The sequence below is a fragment of the Rhodanobacter sp. FW106-PBR-R2A-2-24 genome (genome assembly GCF_058789615.1).
In genome coordinates, this window is sequence record NZ_JBYTBV010000002.1 from 1,601,611 (window position 1) to 1,623,759 (window position 22,149).

General features: G+C 70.2%; 20 protein-coding genes and 1 other RNA gene. 5 read left to right on the plus strand and 16 right to left on the minus strand.

Annotated features, from left to right (window positions below; translation table 11 throughout):
* Positions 1-222: 222 nt before the first annotated feature.
* The 16 genes from ftsZ to rsmI all read right to left on the minus strand — a co-directional run bounded on the left by ftsZ (position 223) and on the right by rsmI (position 17,292).
* On the minus strand, positions 223-1,401 hold the full coding sequence (gene ftsZ / locus AC3WQA_RS08600) for a cell division protein FtsZ (RefSeq protein ID WP_492674655.1): 1,179 nt from the start codon (positions 1,399-1,401) through the stop codon (positions 223-225).
* Positions 1,402-1,520: 119 nt separating this feature from the next.
* Positions 1,521-2,756: a cell division protein FtsA gene (gene ftsA / locus AC3WQA_RS08605; protein ID WP_492674656.1), complete on the minus strand. Its 1,236-nt coding sequence runs from the start codon at positions 2,754-2,756 to the stop codon at positions 1,521-1,523.
* Between the two features lie 12 nt (positions 2,757-2,768).
* On the minus strand, positions 2,769-3,503 hold the full coding sequence (locus AC3WQA_RS08610) for a cell division protein FtsQ/DivIB (protein WP_492674657.1): 735 nt from the start codon (positions 3,501-3,503) through the stop codon (positions 2,769-2,771).
* On the minus strand, positions 3,500-4,462 hold the full coding sequence (locus AC3WQA_RS08615) for a D-alanine--D-alanine ligase (RefSeq protein ID WP_492674658.1): 963 nt from the start codon (positions 4,460-4,462) through the stop codon (positions 3,500-3,502). Before AC3WQA_RS08615 ends, AC3WQA_RS08610 begins: the two co-directional genes overlap by 4 nt.
* On the minus strand, positions 4,462-5,907 hold the full coding sequence (murC, locus tag AC3WQA_RS08620) for a UDP-N-acetylmuramate--L-alanine ligase (protein WP_492674659.1): 1,446 nt from the start codon (positions 5,905-5,907) through the stop codon (positions 4,462-4,464). The genes AC3WQA_RS08615 and murC overlap by 1 nt, the downstream gene beginning before the upstream one ends.
* Positions 5,904-6,980 (minus strand): undecaprenyldiphospho-muramoylpentapeptide beta-N-acetylglucosaminyltransferase, encoded by a 1,077-nt coding sequence (gene murG, locus AC3WQA_RS08625; protein ID WP_492674660.1) that lies wholly within the window; start codon positions 6,978-6,980, stop codon positions 5,904-5,906. The genes murC and murG overlap by 4 nt, the downstream gene beginning before the upstream one ends.
* Positions 6,977-8,212 (minus strand): putative lipid II flippase FtsW, encoded by a 1,236-nt coding sequence (gene ftsW / locus AC3WQA_RS08630; protein WP_492674661.1) that lies wholly within the window; start codon positions 8,210-8,212, stop codon positions 6,977-6,979. The genes murG and ftsW overlap by 4 nt, the downstream gene beginning before the upstream one ends.
* A 2-nt stretch (positions 8,213-8,214) precedes the next feature.
* The gene (gene mraY, locus AC3WQA_RS08635; RefSeq protein WP_492674662.1) at positions 8,215-9,315 is read right to left on the minus strand and encodes a phospho-N-acetylmuramoyl-pentapeptide-transferase; all 1,101 of its coding nucleotides are present in this window, start codon (positions 9,313-9,315) and stop codon (positions 8,215-8,217) included.
* The gene (locus AC3WQA_RS08640) at positions 9,305-10,672 is read right to left on the minus strand and encodes a UDP-N-acetylmuramoyl-tripeptide--D-alanyl-D-alanine ligase (protein ID WP_492674663.1); all 1,368 of its coding nucleotides are present in this window, start codon (positions 10,670-10,672) and stop codon (positions 9,305-9,307) included. The genes mraY and AC3WQA_RS08640 overlap by 11 nt, the downstream gene beginning before the upstream one ends.
* Complete coding sequence (locus AC3WQA_RS08645; protein ID WP_492674664.1) at positions 10,669-12,147, minus strand: UDP-N-acetylmuramoyl-L-alanyl-D-glutamate--2,6-diaminopimelate ligase; 1,479 nt, start codon at positions 12,145-12,147, stop codon at positions 10,669-10,671. The genes AC3WQA_RS08640 and AC3WQA_RS08645 overlap by 4 nt, the downstream gene beginning before the upstream one ends.
* Positions 12,144-14,021, minus strand: coding sequence for a peptidoglycan D,D-transpeptidase FtsI family protein (locus tag AC3WQA_RS08650; protein ID WP_492674665.1), 1,878 nt, complete (start codon positions 14,019-14,021; stop codon positions 12,144-12,146). The genes AC3WQA_RS08645 and AC3WQA_RS08650 overlap by 4 nt, the downstream gene beginning before the upstream one ends.
* Positions 14,018-14,281 carry a cell division protein FtsL gene (ftsL, locus tag AC3WQA_RS08655; RefSeq protein WP_492676337.1) on the minus strand — a complete coding sequence of 88 codons (264 nt, stop codon included), beginning with the start codon at positions 14,279-14,281 and terminating at the stop codon, positions 14,018-14,020. Before ftsL ends, AC3WQA_RS08650 begins: the two co-directional genes overlap by 4 nt.
* A gap of 5 nt (positions 14,282-14,286) precedes the next feature.
* Positions 14,287-15,222, minus strand: a complete 936-nt coding sequence (rsmH, locus tag AC3WQA_RS08660; RefSeq protein ID WP_492674666.1) for a 16S rRNA (cytosine(1402)-N(4))-methyltransferase RsmH — start codon at positions 15,220-15,222, stop codon at positions 14,287-14,289.
* A gap of 45 nt (positions 15,223-15,267) precedes the next feature.
* Positions 15,268-15,714 (minus strand): division/cell wall cluster transcriptional repressor MraZ, encoded by a 447-nt coding sequence (mraZ, locus tag AC3WQA_RS08665; protein WP_492674667.1) that lies wholly within the window; start codon positions 15,712-15,714, stop codon positions 15,268-15,270.
* 280 nt (positions 15,715-15,994) lie between these two features.
* Positions 15,995-16,357: RNase P RNA component class A (rnpB, locus tag AC3WQA_RS08670), an RNA gene on the minus strand.
* Positions 16,358-16,443: 86 nt separating this feature from the next.
* Positions 16,444-17,292, minus strand: a complete 849-nt coding sequence (gene rsmI / locus AC3WQA_RS08675) for a 16S rRNA (cytidine(1402)-2'-O)-methyltransferase (RefSeq protein ID WP_492674668.1) — start codon at positions 17,290-17,292, stop codon at positions 16,444-16,446.
* Positions 17,293-17,361: 69 nt separating this feature from the next.
* On the opposite strand from rsmI, the gene AC3WQA_RS08680 reads away from it, so the two are divergent.
* The 5 genes from AC3WQA_RS08680 (at position 17,362) to AC3WQA_RS08700 (ending at position 22,142) form a co-directional block, all read left to right on the plus strand.
* Positions 17,362-19,245 (plus strand): penicillin-binding protein activator, encoded by a 1,884-nt coding sequence (locus AC3WQA_RS08680; protein ID WP_492674669.1) that lies wholly within the window; start codon positions 17,362-17,364, stop codon positions 19,243-19,245.
* Entirely contained in the window at positions 19,245-19,598 is a 354-nt protein-coding gene (locus AC3WQA_RS08685) for a YraN family protein (RefSeq protein WP_492674670.1), read from the plus strand. The genes AC3WQA_RS08680 and AC3WQA_RS08685 overlap by 1 nt, the downstream gene beginning before the upstream one ends.
* Positions 19,599-19,686: 88 nt before the next feature.
* Positions 19,687-20,676, plus strand: coding sequence for a biotin--[acetyl-CoA-carboxylase] ligase (locus AC3WQA_RS08690; protein ID WP_492674671.1), 990 nt, complete (start codon positions 19,687-19,689; stop codon positions 20,674-20,676).
* On the plus strand, positions 20,673-21,407 hold the full coding sequence (locus tag AC3WQA_RS08695; RefSeq protein WP_492674672.1) for a type III pantothenate kinase: 735 nt from the start codon (positions 20,673-20,675) through the stop codon (positions 21,405-21,407). The genes AC3WQA_RS08690 and AC3WQA_RS08695 overlap by 4 nt, the downstream gene beginning before the upstream one ends.
* A 54-nt stretch (positions 21,408-21,461) precedes the next feature.
* On the plus strand, positions 21,462-22,142 hold the full coding sequence (locus tag AC3WQA_RS08700; protein ID WP_492674673.1) for an SPOR domain-containing protein: 681 nt from the start codon (positions 21,462-21,464) through the stop codon (positions 22,140-22,142).
* Positions 22,143-22,149 lie beyond the last annotated feature (7 nt).

Sequence of the window (22,149 nt, forward strand, 5' to 3'; positions counted from 1 at the left end):
GGCCGGAGCATCGGCAAGGCAAGGCGAACCATCCCGCCCCACCCGGCATGCGCCTCCCTGCGCACCGTCTTGCCCACGACAGACGCGAACGCACCAACGACTGCCGCGACGACAGGCCGCCGTGACGCAGCGACACGGCATCTGCCGCCTCGCCAGTCACCCTCGCCTGCGCGCACCCGGCCTCGCCCCGGTCAAGCCCAGGGTGGCAGGCCGGCAAGCCGCTCAGTCGGCCTGGCGGCGCAGGAAGGCCGGGATATCCAGGTAACCACTGTCCTGCTGGCCCAGCGGCATCGTCTCGTTGCGCGGGTTGCTGCTGTACACCGGTTCCGGCTGGGCGTAGTCCACCACCTCGTTGCCGGTACCGGTGCGCAGCACCATCGGGCGAGGACGCTGGCGCATCTCCACCTGCTTCGTATCGACGCCGCGGATGGCCTGGCGCGCCGGCACGCGGTTCAGGCCGGTGGCGACCACGGTGACGCGCACATCGTCCTTCATCTCGGGATCGAGCGAGGTACCCATCACCACGGTGGCGTCCTCGCTGGCGAAGTCGGCGATGATGCGGCCGATCTCGTCGAACTCGCGCATGGTGAGGTTGGTGCCGGCGGTGACGTTGACCAGGATGCCGCAGGCGCCGTTCAAGTTCACGTCCTCCAGCAACGGGTTCTTGATCGCCTCCTCGGCAGCGGCCTGGGCGCGGTCGTCGCCGCTGGCGGTGCCGGTGCCCATCATGGCCAGGCCCATCTCGCTCATCACCGTGCGCACATCGGCGAAGTCGACGTTGATGAGGCCGGGTGCGGTAATCAGGTCGGCGATGCCCTGCACCGCGCCCTGCAGCACATTGTTGGCGGCCTTGAACGCGTTGATGAGGGTGACCTCGCGGCCCAGCACGGAAAGCAGCTTCTCGTTGGGCACGGTGATCAGCGAGTCGACGTGCTGGGACAGATCCTCGATGCCCTTCTGCGCCACCTGCATGCGGCGGCGGCCCTCGAACGGGAACGGCTTGGTGACCACGGCCACGGTCAGGATGCCCTTCTCCTTGGCCAGCTGCGCGACGACCGGCGCCGCGCCGGTGCCGGTGCCGCCGCCCATGCCGGCGGTGATGAACACCATGTCGGCGCCTTCCAGCATCGCCTCGATGCGCTCGCGATCCTCCAGCGCGGCCTGCCGGCCGACTTCGGGATTGGCGCCCGCGCCCAGGCCCTTGGTGACGTTCGCGCCCAGCTGCAGGTGGCTGCGCGAGTTGCAGGTGTTCATCGCCTGCGCGTCGGTGTTGGCGACGACGAACTCCACGCCTTCGATATTGGCATTGATCATGTGCGCCACGGCATTGCCGCCGCCGCCGCCCACGCCGATGACCTTGATGACCGCATTGGGTGCCAGCTTTTCGACCAGTTCAAACATTTCCCGTCCTCCACAGTTGTTGTCGTTGTAACCGCGAGGCGACTCCTGTCGCTTCGTGGTGATGGGCGGTGGCCCCCACCGCCCGTGGCTGCGCCTCCTGCGCCGCCGAAACCCGTTCTCTAGAAGTTCTTGGTGAACCAGTTGCGACACTTGTCGAACAGACCGCCGACGTTGCCCAGCGCCGGCCCGACACCACGCGTTGGCGCGTTGTGCCGGCTGCCGTGCAGCAAGAGGCCCACGCCGGTGGCGTGCAAGGGGCTGGCGATCACCTCGCCCAGGCCGCTGATTTCCTGCGGCGCGCCCAAGCGCACCATCTTGTGGAAGATCTCCTCGGCCAGCTCCAGCGCGCCTTCCATCTTCGCGGCGCCGCCGGTGAGCACCACGCCGGCGGCAACCATGCTTTCGTAGCCGGAGCTGCGCAGCTTGTCCTGCACCATCTCGAAGATTTCCTCGTAGCGCGCCTGCACGCTCTGCGCCAGCGCCTGCCGCGCGAGCCGGCGCGGCGGACGATCACCCACGCTGGGCACCTGGATGGTTTCGTCCGCATGCGCGAAATCGCTCTTGGCGCAGGCGTACTTGATCTTGATTTCCTCGGCGTGCGCGGTGGGCGTGTGCACGCCGTAGGCGATGTCGCCGGTGACCTGGTCGCCACCGATCGGCAACGAGGCGGTGTAGCGCACCGAGCCCTGGGTGTAGATCGCGATGTCGGTAGTGCCGGCGCCGATGTCGACCAGACACACGCCCAACTCGCGTTCGTCCTCGGTGAGCACGGCCTTGGCGCTGGCCAGCGCGGAGGGCACCAGCTCGTCCACCGACAGGCCGCAGCGCTGGATCGACTTGGTGATGTTCTGCACCGCGGTGGCGGCGCCAGTGACCAGGTGCACGTTGGCCTCCAGCCGCGTGCCGCTCATGCCCACCGGCGAACGGATGCCGTCCTGGCCATCGATGCGGTATTCCTGCGATTCCTTGTAGAGCACCTTGCGGTCGGCCGGGATCGCCACCGCGCTGGCCGCTTCGAGCACCTGGTCGAGGTCGCCTGGCGTCACTTCGCGATCGCGGATGGCGGCGTTGCCGTGCGAGTTGCGCGTCTCCAGGTGGCTGCCGGAAATGGAGGCGGTGACCGCGCGGATGTCGCAGCCGGCCATCAGCTCGGCTTCTTCCACCGCGCGCTGGATCGAGTGCACGGTGGATTCGATGTCCACCACCATGCCCTTGCGCATGCCGCGCGAGACGTGGGTGCCGATGCCGATGACGGTGATCGGCTCACCGGGCTCGTACTCGCCCACGATGGCGGACACCTTCGAGGTGCCGATATCGAGCCCCACCACCAGTTGCTTGTCGTTGCGTGTCTTCATGGGCAGCGTTCTTCAGGTGCGTCGCGTGGTAGTGGCGGCCGGCGCCTGCGGCGGCCAGCGCACGGCAAAACCGTTGGAATAGCGCAGGTCGGCGTAGAGAAAGCCCTGCGCATGGCCGGCCATCAATTGCGGGTAGGCGGCGAGGAAGCGGCGCAGCCGCGCGCCGGCCTGGTCGCGATCGCCGATCACGATGTGCGCACCATCCGTGGTGGCCACGCTCCAGCTGCCGCGCGCGGTCAGCGTGACGCCGTCGATGGTGAGCTGGGTGCCGACGAAGGCCTTGCGCACGTCGGCGTAGAAGCCCACCACTTCGGCGAGATGGTCGTCTGGCCCGTTGAGGTCGGGCAGCGCCGCGGTGCTGGCGGCATCCAGCGGCGCGCTGAACAGCTGCCCCTGCCGGCTGATCAGCTGCTTGCCGTTCCAGCGTGCGAACGGTTGCCGCTCGACCAGCCGCAGCTGCAAGGTGTCCGGCCAGCGCTTGCGCGCTTCCACCGACTCCACCCACGGCAGCGCCGCCACCGCGCGCTGCACCGAATCCAGATCCAGCGCGAAGAAGCCCTTGCCCAGATGCGGCAGCACGGCGGCACGCAATTCGTCCATCCCGACGTGATGGAACTCCGCCTGCACGGTGAGCTTGGTCACCGGCCAGCGGCTGGCGGCGAACCAGCCGTGCAGCACGCCGACCACGGGCAAGGCCACCAGCGCGATGGCCAGGCACCAGACGACGAGGCGGAGGTTGCCTCTCACGCGCCCTCCCGGAAGCTGGTTTCCAGCACGCGCCAGCACAGCGTTTCGTAATCGATGCCGACGGCCCGGGCGGCCTTGGGCACCAGCGAGTGCGAGGTCATGCCCGGCGCGGTATTCGCCTCCAGCAGCCAGGGCCGACCCTGCGCGTCGCGCATCACGTCCACCCGGCCCCAGCCACTGCAGCCCAGCGCATCGAAGGCGGCCAGCGCCAGCGCACGCAGTTCGTCCTCGGCGTCGCCGTGCAGGCCGGGGCACAGGTACTGCGTGTCCTCGGCGACGTACTTGGCGTTGAAATCGTAGAACGCACCCTTGGGCACGATATGGATGGAGGGCAGCACCTCGCGGCCGAGGATGCCGATGGTCAGCTCGTCGCCCTCGATCAGGGTTTCCATCAGGAGATCGCCCGGATACTTCGCCGCCAGCTCGACCGCGCTGTCCAGTTGCGCCTCCGCGAACACGCGGGTCACGCCGACGCTGGAACCCTCGCAGGCCGGCTTCACAATCAGCGGAAAGCCCACCTCGCGCGCCGCCGCGTGCATGGTCGCCGCATCCGCACCCGGCGGCAGCGCCACATGCCTGGGCGTGGGCAGGCCCAGCGCCAGCCAGACGCGCTTGGCGCGCACCTTGTCCATCGCCAGCGCCGAGCCCAGCACGCCCGAGCCGGTATACGGCACGCGCAGCGCTTCCAGCGCGCCCTGCAGCACGCCGTCCTCGCCGTCGCCGCCGTGCAGGATGTTGAACACGCGATCGAACCGCCGCTCGTGCAGCGCTCCGAGCAGGGCGGGAATGCCGTCCACCGCGTGCGCGTCCACGCCGCGCGCGACGAGCGCGGCCAGCACATTGCGGCCCGAATCCAGCGATACCGAGCGCTCGCTGGAACTGCCGCCCATCACCACGGCGACGCGGCCGAAGTCCGCGGGATTCGAGATGCGCGAGGCAGGATTCGTCGTGACGGCCATCAGGCGGCTCCCTTGGTCTTCAGTTCGCCCAGCTGCGCCAGTTCCACCGCCGCCGCGCCGATGTCGCCGGCGCCGAGCAGCAGCAACAGGTCGCCGTCGCGCAGCAACGCCGGCAGGGTGTCCTTGAGTTCACGCGGGTGCTGGATGAGCACCGGATCGACCTTGCCGCGCGCACGCACGGCACGGGCCAGCGAGCGACCGTCAGCACCGGCGATCGGCGCCTCGCCGGCCGGATACACCTCGGTGAGCACCAGCACGTCGGCCTCGCACAACACGCCAGCGAAGTCGTCGAGCAGGTCGCGCGTGCGGCTGTAGCGGTGCGGCTGGAAAGCCACCACCAGGCGGCGCTCGGGCCAGCCGCCTCGCGCGGCGGCGAACACCGCGGCCAGCTCGCGCGGGTGGTGGCCGTAGTCGTCCACCAGCAGCACGCTGCCCTGCTCGATGGCCAGCTCGCCGCGCCGATGGAAGCGCCGGCCCACGCCCTGGAAGGCGGCCAGCGCGCGCGCGATGGCTTCGGCGCCCACGCCCAGCTGCCAGCCGATGCTGGCGGCGGCCAGGGCGTTCAGCACGTTGTGCCGGCCGGGCAGGTTCAGCGTCACCGGCAGCGCGTCGGTGTTGCCGGGCAGGTGCAGGTCGAAGTGCATCTGGAAGCCGTCCTGGCGCACGTTCGAGGCGCGTACGTCGGCGTCCATGGTGGCGATGCCGTAGGTCATCACCCGGCGCGTGGTGGTCTTCGCCAGCTCGGCCACCTCGGCATCGTCCACGCACAGCACGGCCAGGCCGTAGAACGGCAGGCGATGCAGGAAATCGGCGAAGGCCTTTTTCACCTCGGCGAAATCGCCGTGGTAGTTCTCCAGATGATCGGCGTCGATGTTGGTGATCGCGGCGATCACCGGCGACAGCAGCAGGAAGGAGCCGTCCGACTCGTCGGCCTCGGCCACCAGGTATTGCCCGGTGCCCAGGCGCGCGTTGGCACCGGCGGCGTTCAACTGCCCGCCGATCACGAAAGTGGGATCGTAGTTGGCTTCGGCCAGCACGCTGGCGGCGAGGCTGGTCGTCGTCGTCTTGCCGTGCGTGCCGGCGATGGCGATGCCGCGCCGGAAGCGCATCAGCTCGCCCAGCATTTCCGCGCGCGGAATCACCGGGATGCGCGCCTCGCGCGCGGCGATCAGTTCGGGGTTGTCGGCGTGGATCGCGCTGGAGGTGACCACCACGTCGGCATCGCCCACGTTCGCAGCGTCGTGCCCCACGTGCACCACCAGGCCGAGCTTGGCCAGCCGCTGCGCGGTGGGCGAGTTGGCCTTGTCCGATCCCGACACCGCATAGCCGAGGTTGTGCAGCACCTCGGCGATGCCGCTCATGCCCACGCCGCCGATGCCAATGAAATGCACGCGGCGGAAGGTGGTCATCAAATCCTCATGCGCGAGCAGGCGGCGCGGCGTCATGCGGCGACCTCCAGGCAGGCGCGCGCAATGGCCGCCGCCGCGTCAGGTTTGGCCAGCGTGCGCGCGGCGTTTGCCATCGCGAGCAGCGACGCGCGGTCGGACAACAGCGCGTCCAGGCGCTGCGCAAGGGTTTCGATGTTCAAGTCGCGTTCCTGGATCAGTTCGGCCGCGCCCACGGCAACCAGCGCCTCGGCGTTGCGGGTCTGGTGGTCGTCCACCGCGTGCGGGAAGGGCACCAGCACCGCGCCCAGCCCGGCCGCGGTGAGTTCGGCCAAAGTCAGCGCGCCGGCGCGGCACAGCGCGAGGTCGGCCCAGGCGTAGGTGCCGGCCATGTCGTCGATGAAGGGCACCACCTGCGCCGCGACGCCGGATTGCGCATACGCCGCGCGGGCTTCGTCCAGGCCACGGCTGCCGCACTGGTGCAGCACCTCGGGACGGTGTTCCGGCGCCAGCAAGGCCAGCGCCTGCGGCAACGCGAGATTCAGGGCGCGCGCGCCCAGGCTGCCGCCCAGCACCAGCAGCCGCGCGCGGCCGGAACGGCTCGCGAAACGCTGCGCCGGCGGCGCCACGGCGGCGATCGCAGCGCGCACCGGGTTGCCCACCCAGGTCGCCCCGGGCAGTGCATCGGCAAAGCCGGCCAGCACGCGGCGGGCCAGGCTGGCCAGCTTGCGGTTGGTGTAGCCGGCCACGCGATTCTGCTCATGCACCAGCAGCGGCTTGCGCAAGAGATACGCCGCCAGGCCGCCGGGGCCGGCCACGTAGCCGCCCATCGAAAGCACGCTGCGCGGCTTGACCTGCGCCACCACGACCAGCGCGGCGACGAGCGCGCGCAGCAGCATCCATGGCGCGGCAAGGCGGGTCTTCCAGCCCTTGCCGCGCAGGCCGCCCACGCGGATCGCGTGCAGGTCGATGCCATGGGCCGGCACCACCTTCGTCTCCATGCCGCCGGCCGCGCCCAGCCACGCCACCGGCACGCCCTGCGCACGCAGCGTCTCGGCCACGGCAAGGCCGGGGAAGATGTGGCCGCCGGTGCCGCCGGCCATGATGAGCACGGGGCGCAGGTCGGCGCTCATGCCAGCGCCTCGCGCGCACGCGCCACGTCGCCGTTGTCGGCGGCGGCCACCGCCTCGGGCAGACGCTTGGCCATCTGCCGCGCGTCCAGCGCGCGGTTGATCTCGAAGGTGGCGCGCAGCAGCACGCCGGCCATCGCGCAGGTCAGCACCATCGACGAGCCGCCGTAGCTGATCAGCGGCAGGGTCAGCCCCTTGGTCGGCAGCGCCCCCAGGTTCACGCCCACCGACACGATGGCCTGCAGCGCCAGCATCAGCGAGATGCCGAAGGCGATGTAGCCGGCGAAACGCTGGCCGACCTCCACGCCCTTGAGACCGAGATACAGGCCGCGCCCCACCGCCAGCGCGTACAAGCCCATCACCGTCAGCACGCCGGCCAGGCCGAGCTCCTCGCCGATCACCGCGAAGATGAAGTCGGTATGCGCCTCGGGCAGATAGGACAGCTTGAGCACGCTGGAGCCCAGGCCCACGCCGGTCCACTCGCCGCGACCAATCGCCATCAGCGACTGGGTCAGCTGGAAGCCGTCGGTGAACGGATGCTCCCACGGGTTCATGAACGAGGTGAGCCGCTTCACGCGGTAGCTCTCGCCGGTGGCCGCGACATACAGGAAGGGCATCAGCGGCGCGCCCATCAGGCACAGGTAAAGCGGCCGCGCGCCGCCCAGCCAGACCATCGCGATGGTCACCGAGATCACCAGCGTGGCCGAACCGAAATCCGGCTGCATCAGCAGCAGCAGCACGATGACCAGGGCTACCGCCACCGGCTTCATGAGCCCCCAGAACTCCGTCTCCATGCTGTCGCGATGGCGCATCAGATAGCTGGCGACGTACACCACCAGGATCAGCTTCACCGCCTCCACCGGCTGGAAGCTGGTGACGACGAAGTTGAGCCAGCGGTGGGCGCCGTTGATGCGCATGCCAAGGTGCGGCACGAACACGGCCAGCAGCAGCAGCACCGCCAGCCCCAGCAGCGGGAAGGCGTACTTCTCCAGCAGCTTCAGCTCGGTCTTCATCGCCACACCCGCCGCCACGGCGCCCAGCGCGAGGAAGAACAAATCCTTCTTGAGGTAATAGAACGAGCCGACGTGACTGCTGTCGGCCACCGCGATGGAGCTGGAAGTGACCATCACCACGCCGACGCTGGCCAGCCCGACCAGCGCCACCAGCAGCCACAGGTCGTAGCTGCCCTGCGGGCCGTGCCGCTTGATCGCCTGCGAGCTGCCGAGACCGAACATCGCTAGCGCACCTTCAACGAGGCAAGGCCGACCAGCACCAGCACCACGCTGATGATCCAGAAGCGCACGATCACCCGCGGCTCCGGCCAACCCTTCAGTTCGAAGTGGTGATGGATCGGTGCCATGCGGAACACGCGCTTGCCGGTGAGCTTGAAGCTCGCCACCTGGATCATCACCGAGGCGGTTTCCAGCACGAACACGCCGCCCATCACCAGCAGCACGATCTCCTGCCGCACAATCACCGCGATGCAGCCCAGCGCCGCACCGATCGCCAGCGCGCCGACGTCACCCATGAACACCTGCGCGGGATAGGTGTTGAACCACAGGAAGCCCAGCCCCGCGCCGGCCAGCGCGCCGGTCACCACGGCCAGCTCGCCCGCGCCGGGGATGGCGGGGATGCCCAGGTACTCGGAGAACACGCGGTTGCCGGCGAGGTAGGCGAACACGCCCAGCGCGCCGGACACCAGCACGGTGGGCATGGCGGCCAGTCCATCCAGGCCGTCGGTGAGGTTCACCGCGTTGGAGAAACCGACAATGATGAAGTAGGCCACCACCACGAAGAAGCCGCCCAGCGGAAGCGCCACGTGCTTGAACAGCGGCACGTACAGCGAGGTCTCCGCCACCGGCAGGTGGCCCACCGCATGTGGCGCGGTGGCATACAGAAACAACGCGGCACCCAGTCCGAACACCGACTGCCAGAAATACTTCCAGCGGCTGGCCAGCCCGCGACTGTCCTTGAGCACCAGCTTGCGGTAGTCGTCGTAGAAGCCGATCACGCCGAAACTGAGCATTACCGCCAGCACCGTCCACACGTAGCGGTTGTGCAGGTCGGCCCACAGCAGCGTGGCGATGGTCACCGCGGCGAGGATCATCACGCCGCCCATGGTGGGCGTGCCGGCCTTGGCGAGATGCGTCTGCGGGCCGTCGCTGCGCACCACCTGCCCGGCCTTCAGCGCCGCCAGCTTGCGGATCAGCGCCGGCCCGAGCAGCAGCGACATCGACAGCGCGGTGAGCGCGGCCATGATGCTGCGGAAGGTGATGTACTGGAACAGATGCAGCGCGGTGAAATGGTGCCCCATCCAGTCGGCCAGCTCAAGCAGCATGGGATGCGTCCTCCTCGTCTTGCGCGCCTGCCAGCGCCTTCACCACCCGATCCATGCCCGCCGAGTGCGAGCCCTTCACCAGGCAGGTCGCGCCCGGCTGCAAGCCGTGGCGCAGCGCGGCAATCAGCGCGGTCTGGTCGGCGAAGTGCTCGCCGCCCGCGCCGAAGGCTTCCACCGCCGCGGCCGACAACGGGCCCACCGCCAGCAGGTGTTCGATGCCGGCCGCGCGCGCCTGCACGCCCACGCCCGCATGCAGGGCGCGCGCGTCGTCGCCCAGCTCGGCCATGTCGCCGATCGCCAGCCAGCGCTCACCCTCGGCCAGCGCCAGCGTGGCGATGCCGGCAGCCATCGAGCTGGGGTTGGCGTTGTAGCTGTCGTCGATCAGCGTCCAGCCTCCCGGCATGGCGACGCGGCGCAGCCGGCCGGCGACCGCGCGCGCCTGCTCCAGCCCGGCCACGATGGTGGGCAGCGGCACCGCCAGCGCCAGCGCGATCGCCGCCGCCGCCAGCGCGTTGGCCACGTTGTGGCGGCCAGGCAGCGCGAGGTTCACCTCGGCATCGCCCTGCGGCATGCGCAGCCTGAAGCGCGAGCCGTCGGCGCGCTGTTCGATGATGTCCGCACTCACGTCGGCGGCGTTCGCCAAGCCGAAACGCAGCACACGGCGCGTGCCGGCCAGGCCGGCGAAGAAGCCGGCGAAGGCGTCGTCCGCGTTGATGATCGCCACGCCGTCCGCCGGCAAGGCCTGATACAGCGCGCCCTTGGTTTCGGCCACGCCTTCGATGCTGCCCATGCGCTCAAGATGCGCCGGCGCGATGAGGTTGACGAGGCCGATATCGGGCCGTGCGATGGCGGCGAGGTAGGCGATGTCGCCGGGCTTGCCCGCACCCATCTCCAGCACCGCGTATTCGGTATCCGCCGGCATCGAGAGCAGCGTGAGCGGCAGGCCGATCTCGTTGTTGAAGCTGCCGGCGCTGACGTGGGTGCGGCCATGCAGCGCGAGGATGCTCGCGGCAAGCGTCTTCACCGTGGTCTTGCCGTTGGAGCCGGTGATGCCGATCACCCGCGCATGGCGCTGCGCGCGCACCGCGCTGGCCAAGTCACCCAGCGCCGCTTCCACGTCGTGCACCAGCACCTGCGGCAGCGGGCTGTCCACCTTGCGCGCGACCAGCGCACCGGCGGCGCCGGCGGCGGCGGCCTGGGCGAGATAGTCGTGGCCGTCCACGCGCTCGCCCTTGAACGCGGCGAACAGGCCGCCAGGGGCGATCCTGCGGGTGTCGATGGCCACGCCGGCCACCTCGGCGTCGCTGCCCAGCAGGTGGCCGCGCGTCCACATCGCGATGGCGGAGAGTTTCATCATGCGCGCCGCTCCAGCGCCGCGCGCGCGACCGCCATGTCGTCGAACGGCCGCCTGCCGGCGGCGCCGTCCTGATAGGTTTCGTGGCCCTTGCCGGCGATCAGCACCACATCGTCCGCCCCGGCCATCGCCACCGCTTCGTCGATGGCGGCGGCGCGGTCGCGCTGCACGCCGTAACGCTTGGCCTGGGTCATGCCGGCCACGATCTGCGCCACGATGGCGTCGCCGTCCTCGCCGCGCGGGTTGTCGTCGGTGACGATGGCGATGTCGGCCAGCCGCGCCGCCAGGGCACCCATCAACGGGCGCTTGCCGGCGTCGCGCTCGCCGCCGCAGCCGAACACGCAGATCAGCTTGCCCGCGCAGTGCGCGCGCAGTGCGGTCAGCGCCTGCTCCAGCGCGTCGGGCGTGTGCGCGTAATCCACCACCAGCAGCGGCTGGCCGTGCGTGCCGCCGAGCCGGTTCATGCGGCCATTGACCGGCGCGAGCTGCTCCAACGCGGCCACGACGCGGTCGAAGGGTTCGCCCAGCGCGCCCAGGCAGGCCGCCACGGTGACGAGGTTGGCGACGTTGAAGCGGCCGAGCAGGCGACTCTTCACATGGTGCGCGCCCCACGGCGTGTGCAGGCGGAAAGCCAGTCCGGCGGCAGTGGTCGTCACCATGGAAGCCGATACGTCAGCCGCCGCATCGCCCTGCGCGGAGAGGCGCAGGCCGCGCACGCCGGCAGGCAGTTGCGCCAACAGCTGCGCGCCGAAGGCGTCATCGCCATTGATCGCCGCGGCCTGCAGGCCGGGCCAGGCGAACAGCCTGGCCTTGGCCGCGCCATAGGCTTCCATCGTGCCGTGGTAGTCCAGGTGATCGCGGGTGAGGTTGGTGAAGGCGGCCACCTCGAACTCCACCGCGCCCACCCGTCCCTGATCCAGCGCGTGCGAGGAGACTTCCATCGCCACGTGGCTGGCGCCGGCATCGCGAAAACCGGCCAGCAGGCCCTGCACGCTGATCGCATCGGGCGTGGTGCAGCCGATGTCGCGCAAGCTGCCGTGCAGACCCGCGCCCAGCGTGCCGATGGTGGCGGGGCGATGGCCGAGGAGGCGGAGCGCCTGCTCCAGCAGCTGCACGGTGGAGGTCTTGCCGTTGGTGCCGGTGACGCCGATCACGCGCAGCGATTCGGACGGCCGTTCATGAAAGCGCGCGGCGATCTCGCCCACCTGCGCCTGCAGGTGTTCGATCCACACGATCGGCACCGCCAGCGCCTCGACCGGCACCATCGGCGCCTCGGCCAGCACGACCGCCGCGCCGCGCTCCGCCGCCTGCGCAGCGAAGGCGACGCCGTGGCCATGCGTGCCGCGCAAGGCGACGAAAGCTTCGCCGCGCAGCACCGCGCGCGAGTCCAGCGCGAGGCCCGCAATGGCGACATGCGCCACCGCCGGCGGCAGGTCGGCGATCCCGAGCAGCAGTTGATCGAGGCGCTGGATACTCATGGCGTGCCGCCTTCGCCGGGCGCTTCGTCCACCGGCGCCTCCTCGACCGGCGCCTCCTTCACCACCGGCCTGGCGACGGCCGGCGCATTCGCCTCGTTGCCGACCAGGCCACCGTTACCCTGCAGCGGGCCACCCACGTACCAGCGACCGATATTGTCCGGCGGGATGTCGAGCAGGCGCAGCGCGCCGCTCATCACCGCGGAGAACGCCGGCGCCGACACCGTGCCGCCGAAATAGCCGTATTGGCCGGTGGTGCCGTTGACCACCACCGCGCCGACCAGGCGCGGGTTGCTGGCCGGCACGATGCCGACGAACAGCGAGTTGTAGGTGTTCTTGGAATAGCCGCCGGCGATCGCCTGGTGCGAGGTACCGGTCTTGCCGGCCACGCTGTAGTTGGCGATGCGCGCGCGCGCGCCGGTGCTGCCCGGGCCGGTCACCGTCTCCAGCATCGACACCAGCTCGTGCGCCACCGCGGGCGAGATGATCTGCTTGCCGGCGCTGTCGTCGCCCTTGATGAAGGTGGGCGTGTGCATCACGCCGTTGTCGGCGATGGTGGCGTAGGCATTGGCCAGCTGCAGCGCGGTGACGTTGACGCCATAGCCGTAGGCCATGATGGCCTTCTCCAGCGGGCGCCAGTCGCGGCCGATCTTCAGGTAGCCGGAAGCCTCGCCGGGGAAGCCGCTGCCGGTGGAATTGCCCAGCCCGAACGCGCGGTAGGTGTCGTACATCAGCGGCGTGTCCAGCGTCATCGCGATCTTCGCCGCACCGACGTTGCTGGAGCGGGTGATGACGCCGGTGGGCGTGAGCAGGCCGTTGGGGTCGTCGTCGCGGATGTCGTGTCCGTAGAAGAGCCAGTGGCCGTTGCCGGTATCCACGATCGGACTGGTGGGCGTGTACTTGCCGCTGGAAAGCGCCGCCGCCATGGTCAGCGCCTTCATGGTGGAGCCGGGCTCCACCACGTCGGTCAGCGCACGGTTGCGCCGCTGCGCCGGCTTGCTGCCGGCCACCGCGTTGGGGTTGAAGGTGGGCAGGCTGGCCATCGCCAGAACCTCGCCGGTGCGCGCGTCCAGCACCACGATGGCACCCGAGGCGGCCTGGAACTTGTCCAGCGTGGCCTTCAGTTCGTTGTAGGCGAGGAACTGGATGCCGCGATCGATGCTGAGGGTGAGATCCTGTCCGGGCTTGGGCGCGCGCACCTGCTCCAGGTCTTCCACGATGTGACCCTTGCCGTCGCGGATCACCCGCTTGGCGCCGGGCTGGCCGGCCAACCAGTCGTCGTAGGCCAGCTCCAGGCCTTCCTGGCCGTGGTCGTCGATATTGGTGAAGCCCAGGATGTGCGCGGTCACTTCGCCGGAGGGATAGAAGCGCTTGAATTCGCGCTGGCCGTTGATGCCCGGGATGTCCAGATCGAGCACGGCCTGCGCCGCCTCCGGCGACATCTGCCGCTTGAGGTAGACGAACTCGCGGTTGGCGCGCGCTTCGAGGTAGCTCTTGATGTCGGCCGCATCGCCGCCCAGCGCCTGCGCCAATGCGGCGAAGCGATCGTCGCTGGCCAGCAGCTCGGCCGGGTTGGCCCAGATCGAGGTGACCGGTGTGGACACCGCCAGCGGCTCGCCATTGCGGTCGAAGATGGTGCCGCGCGACACCGGAATCGGCACCTCGCGCAGGAAGCGCGCGTCGCCCTGCTTCTGGTAGAACGCCTTGCGCACCACCTGCAGGTCGAAGGCGCGCGCCGCCAGGCCCAGCGACACCAGACCCAGCAGGGTCACCACCAGCACCATGCGCTTGCGCGCGTTGGGGCCGCCATCGCGGCGGCGGCCAGCCGACGGCGTCGGGCGCCGTGGTTGCTGGCGGAGTCGATCAAGCCATTTCATGGATGCAGCAACCGGATGTCTTGCGGACGCGGATCGACCATGCCCAGTTGCTGGCGCGCTTCTTCGTCGATGCGACGCGGCTCGGCGAAGGTGGCCTGCTCCAGTTCGAGCCGGCCGAATTCGATATTCATCTCGTCGCGCTGGTTCTGCAGCGTAGTCAGCCGCACAAACAACACGCGCCCCTCGTGGCGCGCCCACACCACGCTGATGGCGCTGGCCACGACGGCGGCCAGCAGGCCCAGCAGGATGACGGCCTGCAGCAGCCTCATGCGGCCTCCGGCAACGGCAATCGCACGGCCACGCGCAGCACGGCCGAACGCGAGCGCGGGTTCGCGGCCAGTTCGGCCTCGGTGGGGAACTGCGCCTTGCCCACCGCCGCGAGTTCAGCCGGCCTTACGGCCACCGGCGGCCCGCGCCGACTGCCTTGCACACGACCGGAATGGTCGCGGATGAAGGCCTTGACGATGCGGTCTTCCAGCGAATGGAAACTGATGACGGCCAGCCGGCCACCCGGTTTCAGCCGCGCCAGCGCGGCCTCCAGCCCCTGCTGCACCGCGTCCAGTTCGCCGTTCACGCGGATGCGCAGCGCCTGGAAGCTGCGTGTGGCCGGATGCTTGCCCGGTTCGCGCCGGCCCACCACGCGCTCGATCAGCGCCGCCAGTTCGCCGGTGCGCGCGAGCGGGCTTTCCGCGCGGCGCTCGACGATGGCACGGGCGATCTTGCGGCTGAACCGCTCCTCGCCGAATTGCCACAGCACGTCGGCGATCTCGCGCTCGGTGGCACGGGCGAGGAAATCCGCCGCGCTCTCGCCGGCGGTGGTGTCCATGCGCATGTCCAGCGGCGCGTCGTGCATGAAACTGAAACCACGCGCGGCCTCGTCCAGCTGCGGCGAGGACACGCCCAGGTCGAGCAACACGCCATCGAGCCCGGCGGCAGTTTCGTCCCACTCGGCGAGGCTGGCGAAATTGGCGTGCCGGATCGCCACGCGCGCATCATCAGCGAACGCCGCGCGGGCGGCGGCAATGGCCAGCGGGTCGCGATCCATCAGCAGCAGGCGGCCGTCGGGGCCGAGGCGCAACAGCACGGCACGCGCGTGACCGCCGCGCCCGAAGGTGCCATCGAGATAACGCCCGTCTGTCCGCACGGCGAGGCCCTCCACCGCTTCGTCCAACATCACCGGGATGTGCCGCGCTTCGGCCATGCCGCACCTCCCGCCCCGTAACCTGTCATCCAGAAATGTCGTCGATCAGAGCCGCAGCGCAGCCATGTCGTCGGTGATCTTGTCCTCGCCGATGGTCTGGCGAATCTTGGCCAGGTGGGCCTGCTCGCTCCACAGTTCGAACTTGTTGCCCATGCCCAGGAGAACCGCCTTCTTCTCGATCCCGGTGGTGGCGCGCTGGCTGGCCGGCAGCAGGATGCGCGCGGCGCCATCGGGTTCCACCACCGCCGCCGCGCCCACCAGCTTCATCTGCATGTCGCGGTGCGCCGCCACCACCTTGGAGAGCTTGTTGACCTGGTCGCGCACGGCTTCCCACTCGGCATGCGGAAACAGCCACAGGCAACCCGCCTCGAAGGGGTTGTAGGTGACCACCAGCCGATTCGCGCAGGCGCCCGCCACCAACTCGCGGTACGCGGTCGGTATGGCCAGGCGGCCCTTGTCGTCGACGGTGATGGCGGTTTCGCCTTGGAACACGAAGTAGCTCCACAAAAACCCACGATTTCACACTGTTCGCCACAGTAATCTCGCACCCTGAGACTGTCAAGGCATTTTTGCTTGTGAATCAATGGGTAAAGGCAAAGTGATGGCGCTATTTCCAGCACTTTGTGAGGAGTTATCCAAAGGTAGTTGAAAGAAAGGAAGTTTTTAAAACACACCCCATCCTGAATCGCCGTTCGGAGGCCGACTGCCACCCACTGACAGGCACGTCCGCGCCCGCCCCATGCCAGATGGCATGGAGCGGGCGCGTGGAAAGAGGTGGAGTCGGCCTGTAAGCCGGGTTCTGTACGCCTTGCGGCGCGACAGTCATTCCTCTCGGCCAGGCGTCGCCGCCTGGCTCCAGCAACCTACCCGGGGACAACGCGGGCCGCGCCAATGTCCCCCTATTTGGTCTTGCTCCGAGTGGGGTTTACCGTGCCGTACGACGTTGACCCCGTACGCGGTGCGCTCTTACCGCACCCTTTCACCCTTACCTGTGCCCTTGCGGGCCATCGGCGGTCTGCTCTCTGTTGCACTGGCCGTCGGCTCACGCCGCCCAGGTGTTACCTGGCACTCTGCCCTGTGGAGCCCGGACTTTCCTCGATGCACTTGCGTGCGACGCGACTGTCCGGCCGACTCCGCAGCCATTGTAATGGCTGGGCACAGGGAATGGGGAGCCGGGAGTGGGCAGAAGCAAAAGCACGCGCGCCGCGCTGTTCCGATCACCTATGCCTCATGCCCCATGCCCCGCTCGCCATACAGCAGCTTGCGCGGCGCGCCGCTGATCGCCGCGGCCAGCTTCGCCGCCTTGGCCGGCGGCAGTTCCTCGCGCAGGATGGCGAAGATGCGCTGGCCTTCGACGAGTTTTGCGTCGACCTCCTCGCCACGACCGGCGACCACCACCACATGCTCGCCACGTTGCTGGTCGGGGTCGGCGGCCACGCGCGCGGCCAGTCCGGCCAGCGGTTCGCCCAGCACGGTCTCGAACAGCTTGGTGAGTTCGCGCGCGAGCACCGCCTCGCGCTCGTCGCCGAACACGACGCGCATGTCTTCGAGGCTCTCGGCGATGCGGTGCGACGACTCGTAGAAGATCAGCGTGCGCGGCTCGCCCGCCAGCTCCGTGAGGCGCGCGCGACGCGCGGCGGATTTCGGCGGCAGGAAACCCTCGAACACGAAGCGGTCGCTGGGCAACCCCGCCACCGACAGCGCGGCAACGGCAGCGCAGGCACCCGGCACCGGCGCGCAGCGAATACCGGCGGCACGCGCCGCGCGCACCAGGCGGAAGCCGGGATCGGAGATCAGCGGCGTGCCGGCGTCGGAGATCAGCGCCACCGATTCGCCCGCCAGCAGGCGTCGCACCATGGCCTCCACCACCTCGCGCTCGTTGTGCTCGTGCAGCGCCACCAGCGGCGTGGCGATGTTGTAGTGCGCGAGCAGCGGCTTGCTGTGCCGGGTGTCCTCGGCAGCGATCACATCGACCTCGCGCAAGGTGGCGATGGCGCGCGCGGAGAAATCGTCGCGATGGCCGATGGGCGTGGCCACCACCCACAGGCATCCTGGTTGTGCGGAGGGCATCGGAGGCTCCCGGAAAACGATCGGCTATCATCGCGCACTTGCCACACCATACCGAACCCGGGAGCCGCGATGCGCCTGTCAAACGCGATCCGCCACACCCTGCCGACCCTGCTGCTCGCCGGCATGCTGGCCCTGGCCGGCTGCGTGCCGGGCGAGGTCAAGCCCAGTGCCGCCGAGGCCGGCGCGGCGGGCAGCGCGGCCACCCTGGCGCAGCAGGGCCAGCTCGGACAGGCTGCGCAGGCCTACCTCGCGCTGGCCGGACAATACGGCGCGCACGCCGACCGCTACCGCCTGCTGGCCGCCGAAGCCTGGCGCGAGGAAGGTCGCATCGAAGCCGCCGCGCCCACGCTGGCGCAGATCAAGCGGCCAAACCTGCACGGCGATGAAGCCGTGCGTTTCGACCTGCTGCGCGCCGAGCTGGCGCTGCACCAGCACGACGCGGCCGGCGCGCTCAAGCTCACCACCCAGCCCACCGTCGCCATCCCCGAAGCCCTGCAGTTGCGCCTGTACGAATTGCGCGCCCAGGCTCAGGCCGGCACCGACGACCACTGGGGCGCCGCGCGCACCCGCGCGCAGATGGACGACCATCTGCACGGGCTGGATCGCGCGCAGAACCGCAAGCAGGCGCTGGACGAACTGGCCAAGCTCGGCGCCGGCCCGCTGATGCGCCGCGCCGGTGCGATGCAGGCGGGCGACCGCATGCTGCCGTGGATCGACGAAGCGCTGCGCCAGTTGGGCGTGGCCGTGGCCCAATCCACGCCAGCGCTGCAGCAACCGGTGGGTACCCTCCTGCCCGGTGCCGGTGCCGACGTGCGCGAGGGCTACAAGATGCCCGCCCACGTCGCCCTGCTGCTGCCCGCGAGCGGCCCACTCGCCGCTGCCGGCCACGCCATCAGCGAAGGCTTCTTTGCCGCCTACGCGGAGGCCGCCCGCACCCATGCGCCGCGCGCCTCGGTGCGCGTCTACGACACCCAGGGCAGCAACGACGGCGCAGTGAAGGCCTACCAGCAGGCGGCGAAGGACGGTGCGCAACTGGCCGTCGGCCCCCTGAGCCGCAGCGCCGTGGCCGCCGTGTTCGCCCTGCCGAAACTGCCGGTGCCATTGCTCGCGCTGAACCACCCCGACAACAAGCAACTGCCGGCCAGCGACATCAGCGAGTTCGGCCTGCTGCCGGAAACCGAAGGCGCGCAGGCCGCCGACCATCTGATCGAGCGCGGCCTGCTGGCCGCCTACGTGCTGATTTCCGACGACGACTTCGCCCGCCGCGCCACCGACGCCTTCAAGGCCGAAATGACCGCGCGCGGCGGCGCCGTCTCCGGCCTGGCCACCCTGCCCGGCGGCGTGGTCAACTACGCCGCCACCATCGATCAGCTCGGCATGGCGACGGCGGGCGACCACGCCGGCATCTTCATCAGCATGCGCCCCGCCCAGGCCCGCCTGCTGCTGCCGCAACTGCGCGTGGCCAAGGTGCTGCTGCCGGTGTTCGGCACCTCGCACATCTATGCCGGCAGCGACAACCCCACCGCCGACGGCGACTTGAACGGTGTGGAATTCTGCGACGCGCCGTGGCTGTTCGATGCCCAACCCGGCCTGCCCCGCCACGCCGACATCGCCACGATGCTACCCACCGCCCGCGACGGCGGCGCGCGCCTGTTCGCCTTCGGCATGGATGCCTGGAACCTGGTGCCCTACCTCGACTGGCTGCGCGAACACACTGGCAGCTACCTGTCCGGCGCCACCGGCCAGCTCGCCGCCGACCAGTTCGGCCGCATCCGCCGCGTGCTGACCTGGGCCAGCTTCCAGAACGGCCTCGCGCGCCCGCTGAGCGGCAGCCTGCAGATGGACGACCAGAGCGCCCCCGCCAGCAGCGCGCCCACCCCGGCCGATGGCACCCTCGTCCCGGCTGCCGCCACGCCGGCCCCGGCCAGCAGCAGCGCCTCGCCGGCCGGCTGATGCGTGCACGCGGCGCCGACTTCGAACGCCGCGCCGAGGCCGAACTCGCCCGTGCCGGCCTGCGTCCGTTGGCGCGCAACTACACCACCCGCTACGGCGAACTCGACCTGGTGATGCGCGAGGGCGACACGCTGGTGTTCGTCGAGGTGCGCTACCGCGTGCGCGCCGGCCATGGCGACGCGCTGGCATCGGTCACCGTGGCCAAGCAACAGAAACTGGTGCGCACCGCGCAGTTGTGGCTGGCCGAACATCCCGCCCTCGGCCGGCTCACCTGCCGCTTCGACGTGGTGAGTTACGACGGCGAGGAGACCCAGGCGCGCATGCAATGGTTGCGCGGCGCCTTTGAGGCCTGAAACCGCCGCCGCGCGCAGTGGCCGGCTAAAATGGCCGGATGCCCGCCGCCATCCCTCCCGCCGCCCGCGCCTCCGGAAGCCATCGCTGATGCAGATGGCCGACCTCCTCGCTGCATTGGCCTCCGGCCAGGCGCGCTCCGGCGTCGAGCTGGCCGCCCGCACCGGCGTGACCCGCGCCGCCGTGTGGAAGCAGGTCGAAGCGCTGCGCGCACGCGGCGTGCCGATCGAGGCCGGTGGCAGCGGCGGCTATCGCCTGCCGTGGCCGATCCAACTGCTCGACGCGGCGCGCATCCGCGCCGCGCTGCCGAAGCAGCTGGCGGCGCAACTCGGCGCGCTGGAAGTGCACTGGGAGCTCGACTCCACCTCCAGCGAACTGCAACGTCGCGGCAACGCCGCGCCCGACCTCGGCGTGCTCCTGGCCGAAACACAAAGCGCCGGCCGCGGCCGACGCGGACGGCACTGGCTGTCGCCACCGGGGCTGAACCTCTACCTCTCCTGCGTGAAGCGCTTCGACGGCGGCTTTGCCACGCTCGCTGGCCTGTCGCTCGCCCTCGGCGTGATCGTGCTGCGCGCGCTGGCGGCGCTGGGCATCCATGGCGCCGACCTCAAGTGGCCCAATGACGTGCTGGCCGCCGCGCCCGGCCTGCCGTCCGGCAAGCTCGCCGGCATCCTGGTGGAGCTGAGCGGCGAGTACCAGGGGCCGTGCGCCGCCATCATCGGCATTGGCGTGAACCTGCGCCTCACCGACACCTTGCGCGAACAGGCCGGCCAGGCCACCTGCGACCTCGCCAGCCTCGCCGGCGGCAACCCGCCGGATCGCAACCTGGCCGCCGCCGCCCTGATCGCCGCCCTCGTCGACGGCCTCGCCCAGTTCGAGCGCGCCGGCTTCGCCGCCTTCGCCGACGACTACGCCCGCCACGACCTCCTGCGCGGAGAACCGCTGCGCCTCACCGGTGCCGGCGGCGAGCGCGACGGCATCGGCGCCGGCGTGGACGATCGCGGCGCCCTCCGCTTGCGCCTGCCGGATGGCACGCTGCATACGGTGGACAGCGCCGACGTCACGGTGCGCCGCGCATGAACCTGCTGCTCGACCTGGGCAACACCCGCCTGAAATGGGCGTTCGCCGATGGCGTCGACGGCCGCGCCGGCGGCGCGGTGGGCTGGCACGAAGACGTACCCGGCACACTCGCCAGCGCATGGGAAGGACGCGCCATCCACGCTGCCTTCGCTGCCTCGGTGGTGGACGCAGCGCGCGAGGCAACCGTTACCGCCAGTGTCGCCCGCGCCTTCGGCCTGGCGCCGCGCTGGCTGCGCACGCCCCCCGCAGCCTGCGGCGTGGTGAACGCCTATGCCGAACCGCAGCGCCTCGGCGTGGATCGCTTCCTCGCCATGGTCGCCGCCCGCGCCGACGGCCGCGCGCCCTGCGTGCTGGCCGGCGTCGGCACCGCGCTCACGCTGGATGCGCTCGCGGCCGACGGCCGCCACCTCGGCGGCCTGATCGCGCCGGGGCCACGCCTGATGCGCGAATCCCTGCTCGGTGCCACCGCCAGGGTGCAGGCCGACCACGCGGGCCGCGTGGTCGAAGCCGCCGACAACACCACCGACGCGGTGACCTCCGGCTGCGCGCTGGCCGCTGTCGCACTGATCGAGCGCTTCACCACGCGCATGACCCCAGTGCTGGGCGAAGCGCCCACGCTATGCCTTGGCGGCGGCGACGCCGCCATGCTGCTGCCGCTGCTCGCGCATCCCGCGCAGCTGACCCACGACAGTGTGCTGCACGGGCTCGCGGTATGGGCCGCGTCACAATGATTCCCGGCGCGCGACGGCATGCTGCGCGCCGCCACAATGGATGACGGGGGAGCGATGTTCCTGCGATTGCTGTTCGTGCTGCTGGTGACACTCAACATCGTGGCCGGTGCCTGGCTGTGGCTTGGCCAGCCCTACGCCCACGTGCCGGCAGCCACCGACCCTGGCGTGCGCGAGTTGCACCTGCTTTCCGAAATGCCCACCCCCGCCGCCACGGCGGCCGTGCCAGCCCTGCCCGCCCCGGCTGTCACCGAACGACCCGAACCGGCCGGCAAGCCCGCGACCGAGATGCGCTGCCTTACCCTGGGGCCCTTCGCCACCCCACACGACCTGCAGCAAGCCCGCAGCGCGCTCACCCCGTTCGCCAGCCGCATGCGTTCGCGCCAGGAGCTGGCCGCGCAATCGAGCAGTTGGTGGGTCTACCTGCCTTCGCCAGGCAGCCGCGCGCAGGCGCTGGCGGTCACCCAGCAACTCGCCGCCCACGGCATCAAGGACTACTTCGTGGTCGGCGGCGGCGACCAGCCCAACACCATCTCGCTGGGCCTGTTCCACGACCAGGACAACGCCCACCACCGCCGCGACCAGGTCGTCGCCGCCGGCTACCCCGCCCGCATCAACGAGCGCACCGAAACCGTGCCGCAATACTGGCTCGACCTGGTCGCCAGTGGCCCGGGCATCGACTGGCGCAGCCGCATCCGCAGCAGCGGCGTGGGCTCCCACAGCACCAGCTGTTTCTGAGAGAATC

Coding starts and splice junctions, on each gene's coding strand:
- mraY (WP_492674662.1), bottom strand. CDS start 9,315: ATGCTGCTTGAGCTGGCCGACTGGATGGGGCACCATTTCACCGCGCTG.
- AC3WQA_RS08685 (WP_492674670.1), top strand. CDS start 19,245: ATGCGTGCACGCGGCGCCGACTTCGAACGCCGCGCCGAGGCCGAACTC.
- AC3WQA_RS08640 (WP_492674663.1), bottom strand. CDS start 10,672: ATGATGAAACTCTCCGCCATCGCGATGTGGACGCGCGGCCACCTGCTG.
- ftsA (WP_492674656.1), bottom strand. CDS start 2,756: ATGAAGACACGCAACGACAAGCAACTGGTGGTGGGGCTCGATATCGGC.
- murG (WP_492674660.1), bottom strand. CDS start 6,980: ATGAGCGCCGACCTGCGCCCCGTGCTCATCATGGCCGGCGGCACCGGC.
- ftsZ (WP_492674655.1), bottom strand. CDS start 1,401: ATGTTTGAACTGGTCGAAAAGCTGGCACCCAATGCGGTCATCAAGGTC.
- AC3WQA_RS08700 (WP_492674673.1), top strand. CDS start 21,462: ATGTTCCTGCGATTGCTGTTCGTGCTGCTGGTGACACTCAACATCGTG.
- AC3WQA_RS08690 (WP_492674671.1), top strand. CDS start 19,687: ATGCAGATGGCCGACCTCCTCGCTGCATTGGCCTCCGGCCAGGCGCGC.
- rsmH (WP_492674666.1), bottom strand. CDS start 15,222: ATGGCCGAAGCGCGGCACATCCCGGTGATGTTGGACGAAGCGGTGGAG.
- AC3WQA_RS08695 (WP_492674672.1), top strand. CDS start 20,673: ATGAACCTGCTGCTCGACCTGGGCAACACCCGCCTGAAATGGGCGTTC.
- AC3WQA_RS08650 (WP_492674665.1), bottom strand. CDS start 14,021: ATGAAATGGCTTGATCGACTCCGCCAGCAACCACGGCGCCCGACGCCG.
- ftsW (WP_492674661.1), bottom strand. CDS start 8,212: ATGTTCGGTCTCGGCAGCTCGCAGGCGATCAAGCGGCACGGCCCGCAG.
- AC3WQA_RS08615 (WP_492674658.1), bottom strand. CDS start 4,462: ATGGCCGTCACGACGAATCCTGCCTCGCGCATCTCGAATCCCGCGGAC.
- AC3WQA_RS08645 (WP_492674664.1), bottom strand. CDS start 12,147: ATGAGTATCCAGCGCCTCGATCAACTGCTGCTCGGGATCGCCGACCTG.
- AC3WQA_RS08680 (WP_492674669.1), top strand. CDS start 17,362: ATGCGCCTGTCAAACGCGATCCGCCACACCCTGCCGACCCTGCTGCTC.
- rsmI (WP_492674668.1), bottom strand. CDS start 17,292: ATGCCCTCCGCACAACCAGGATGCCTGTGGGTGGTGGCCACGCCCATC.
- murC (WP_492674659.1), bottom strand. CDS start 5,907: ATGACGCCGCGCCGCCTGCTCGCGCATGAGGATTTGATGACCACCTTC.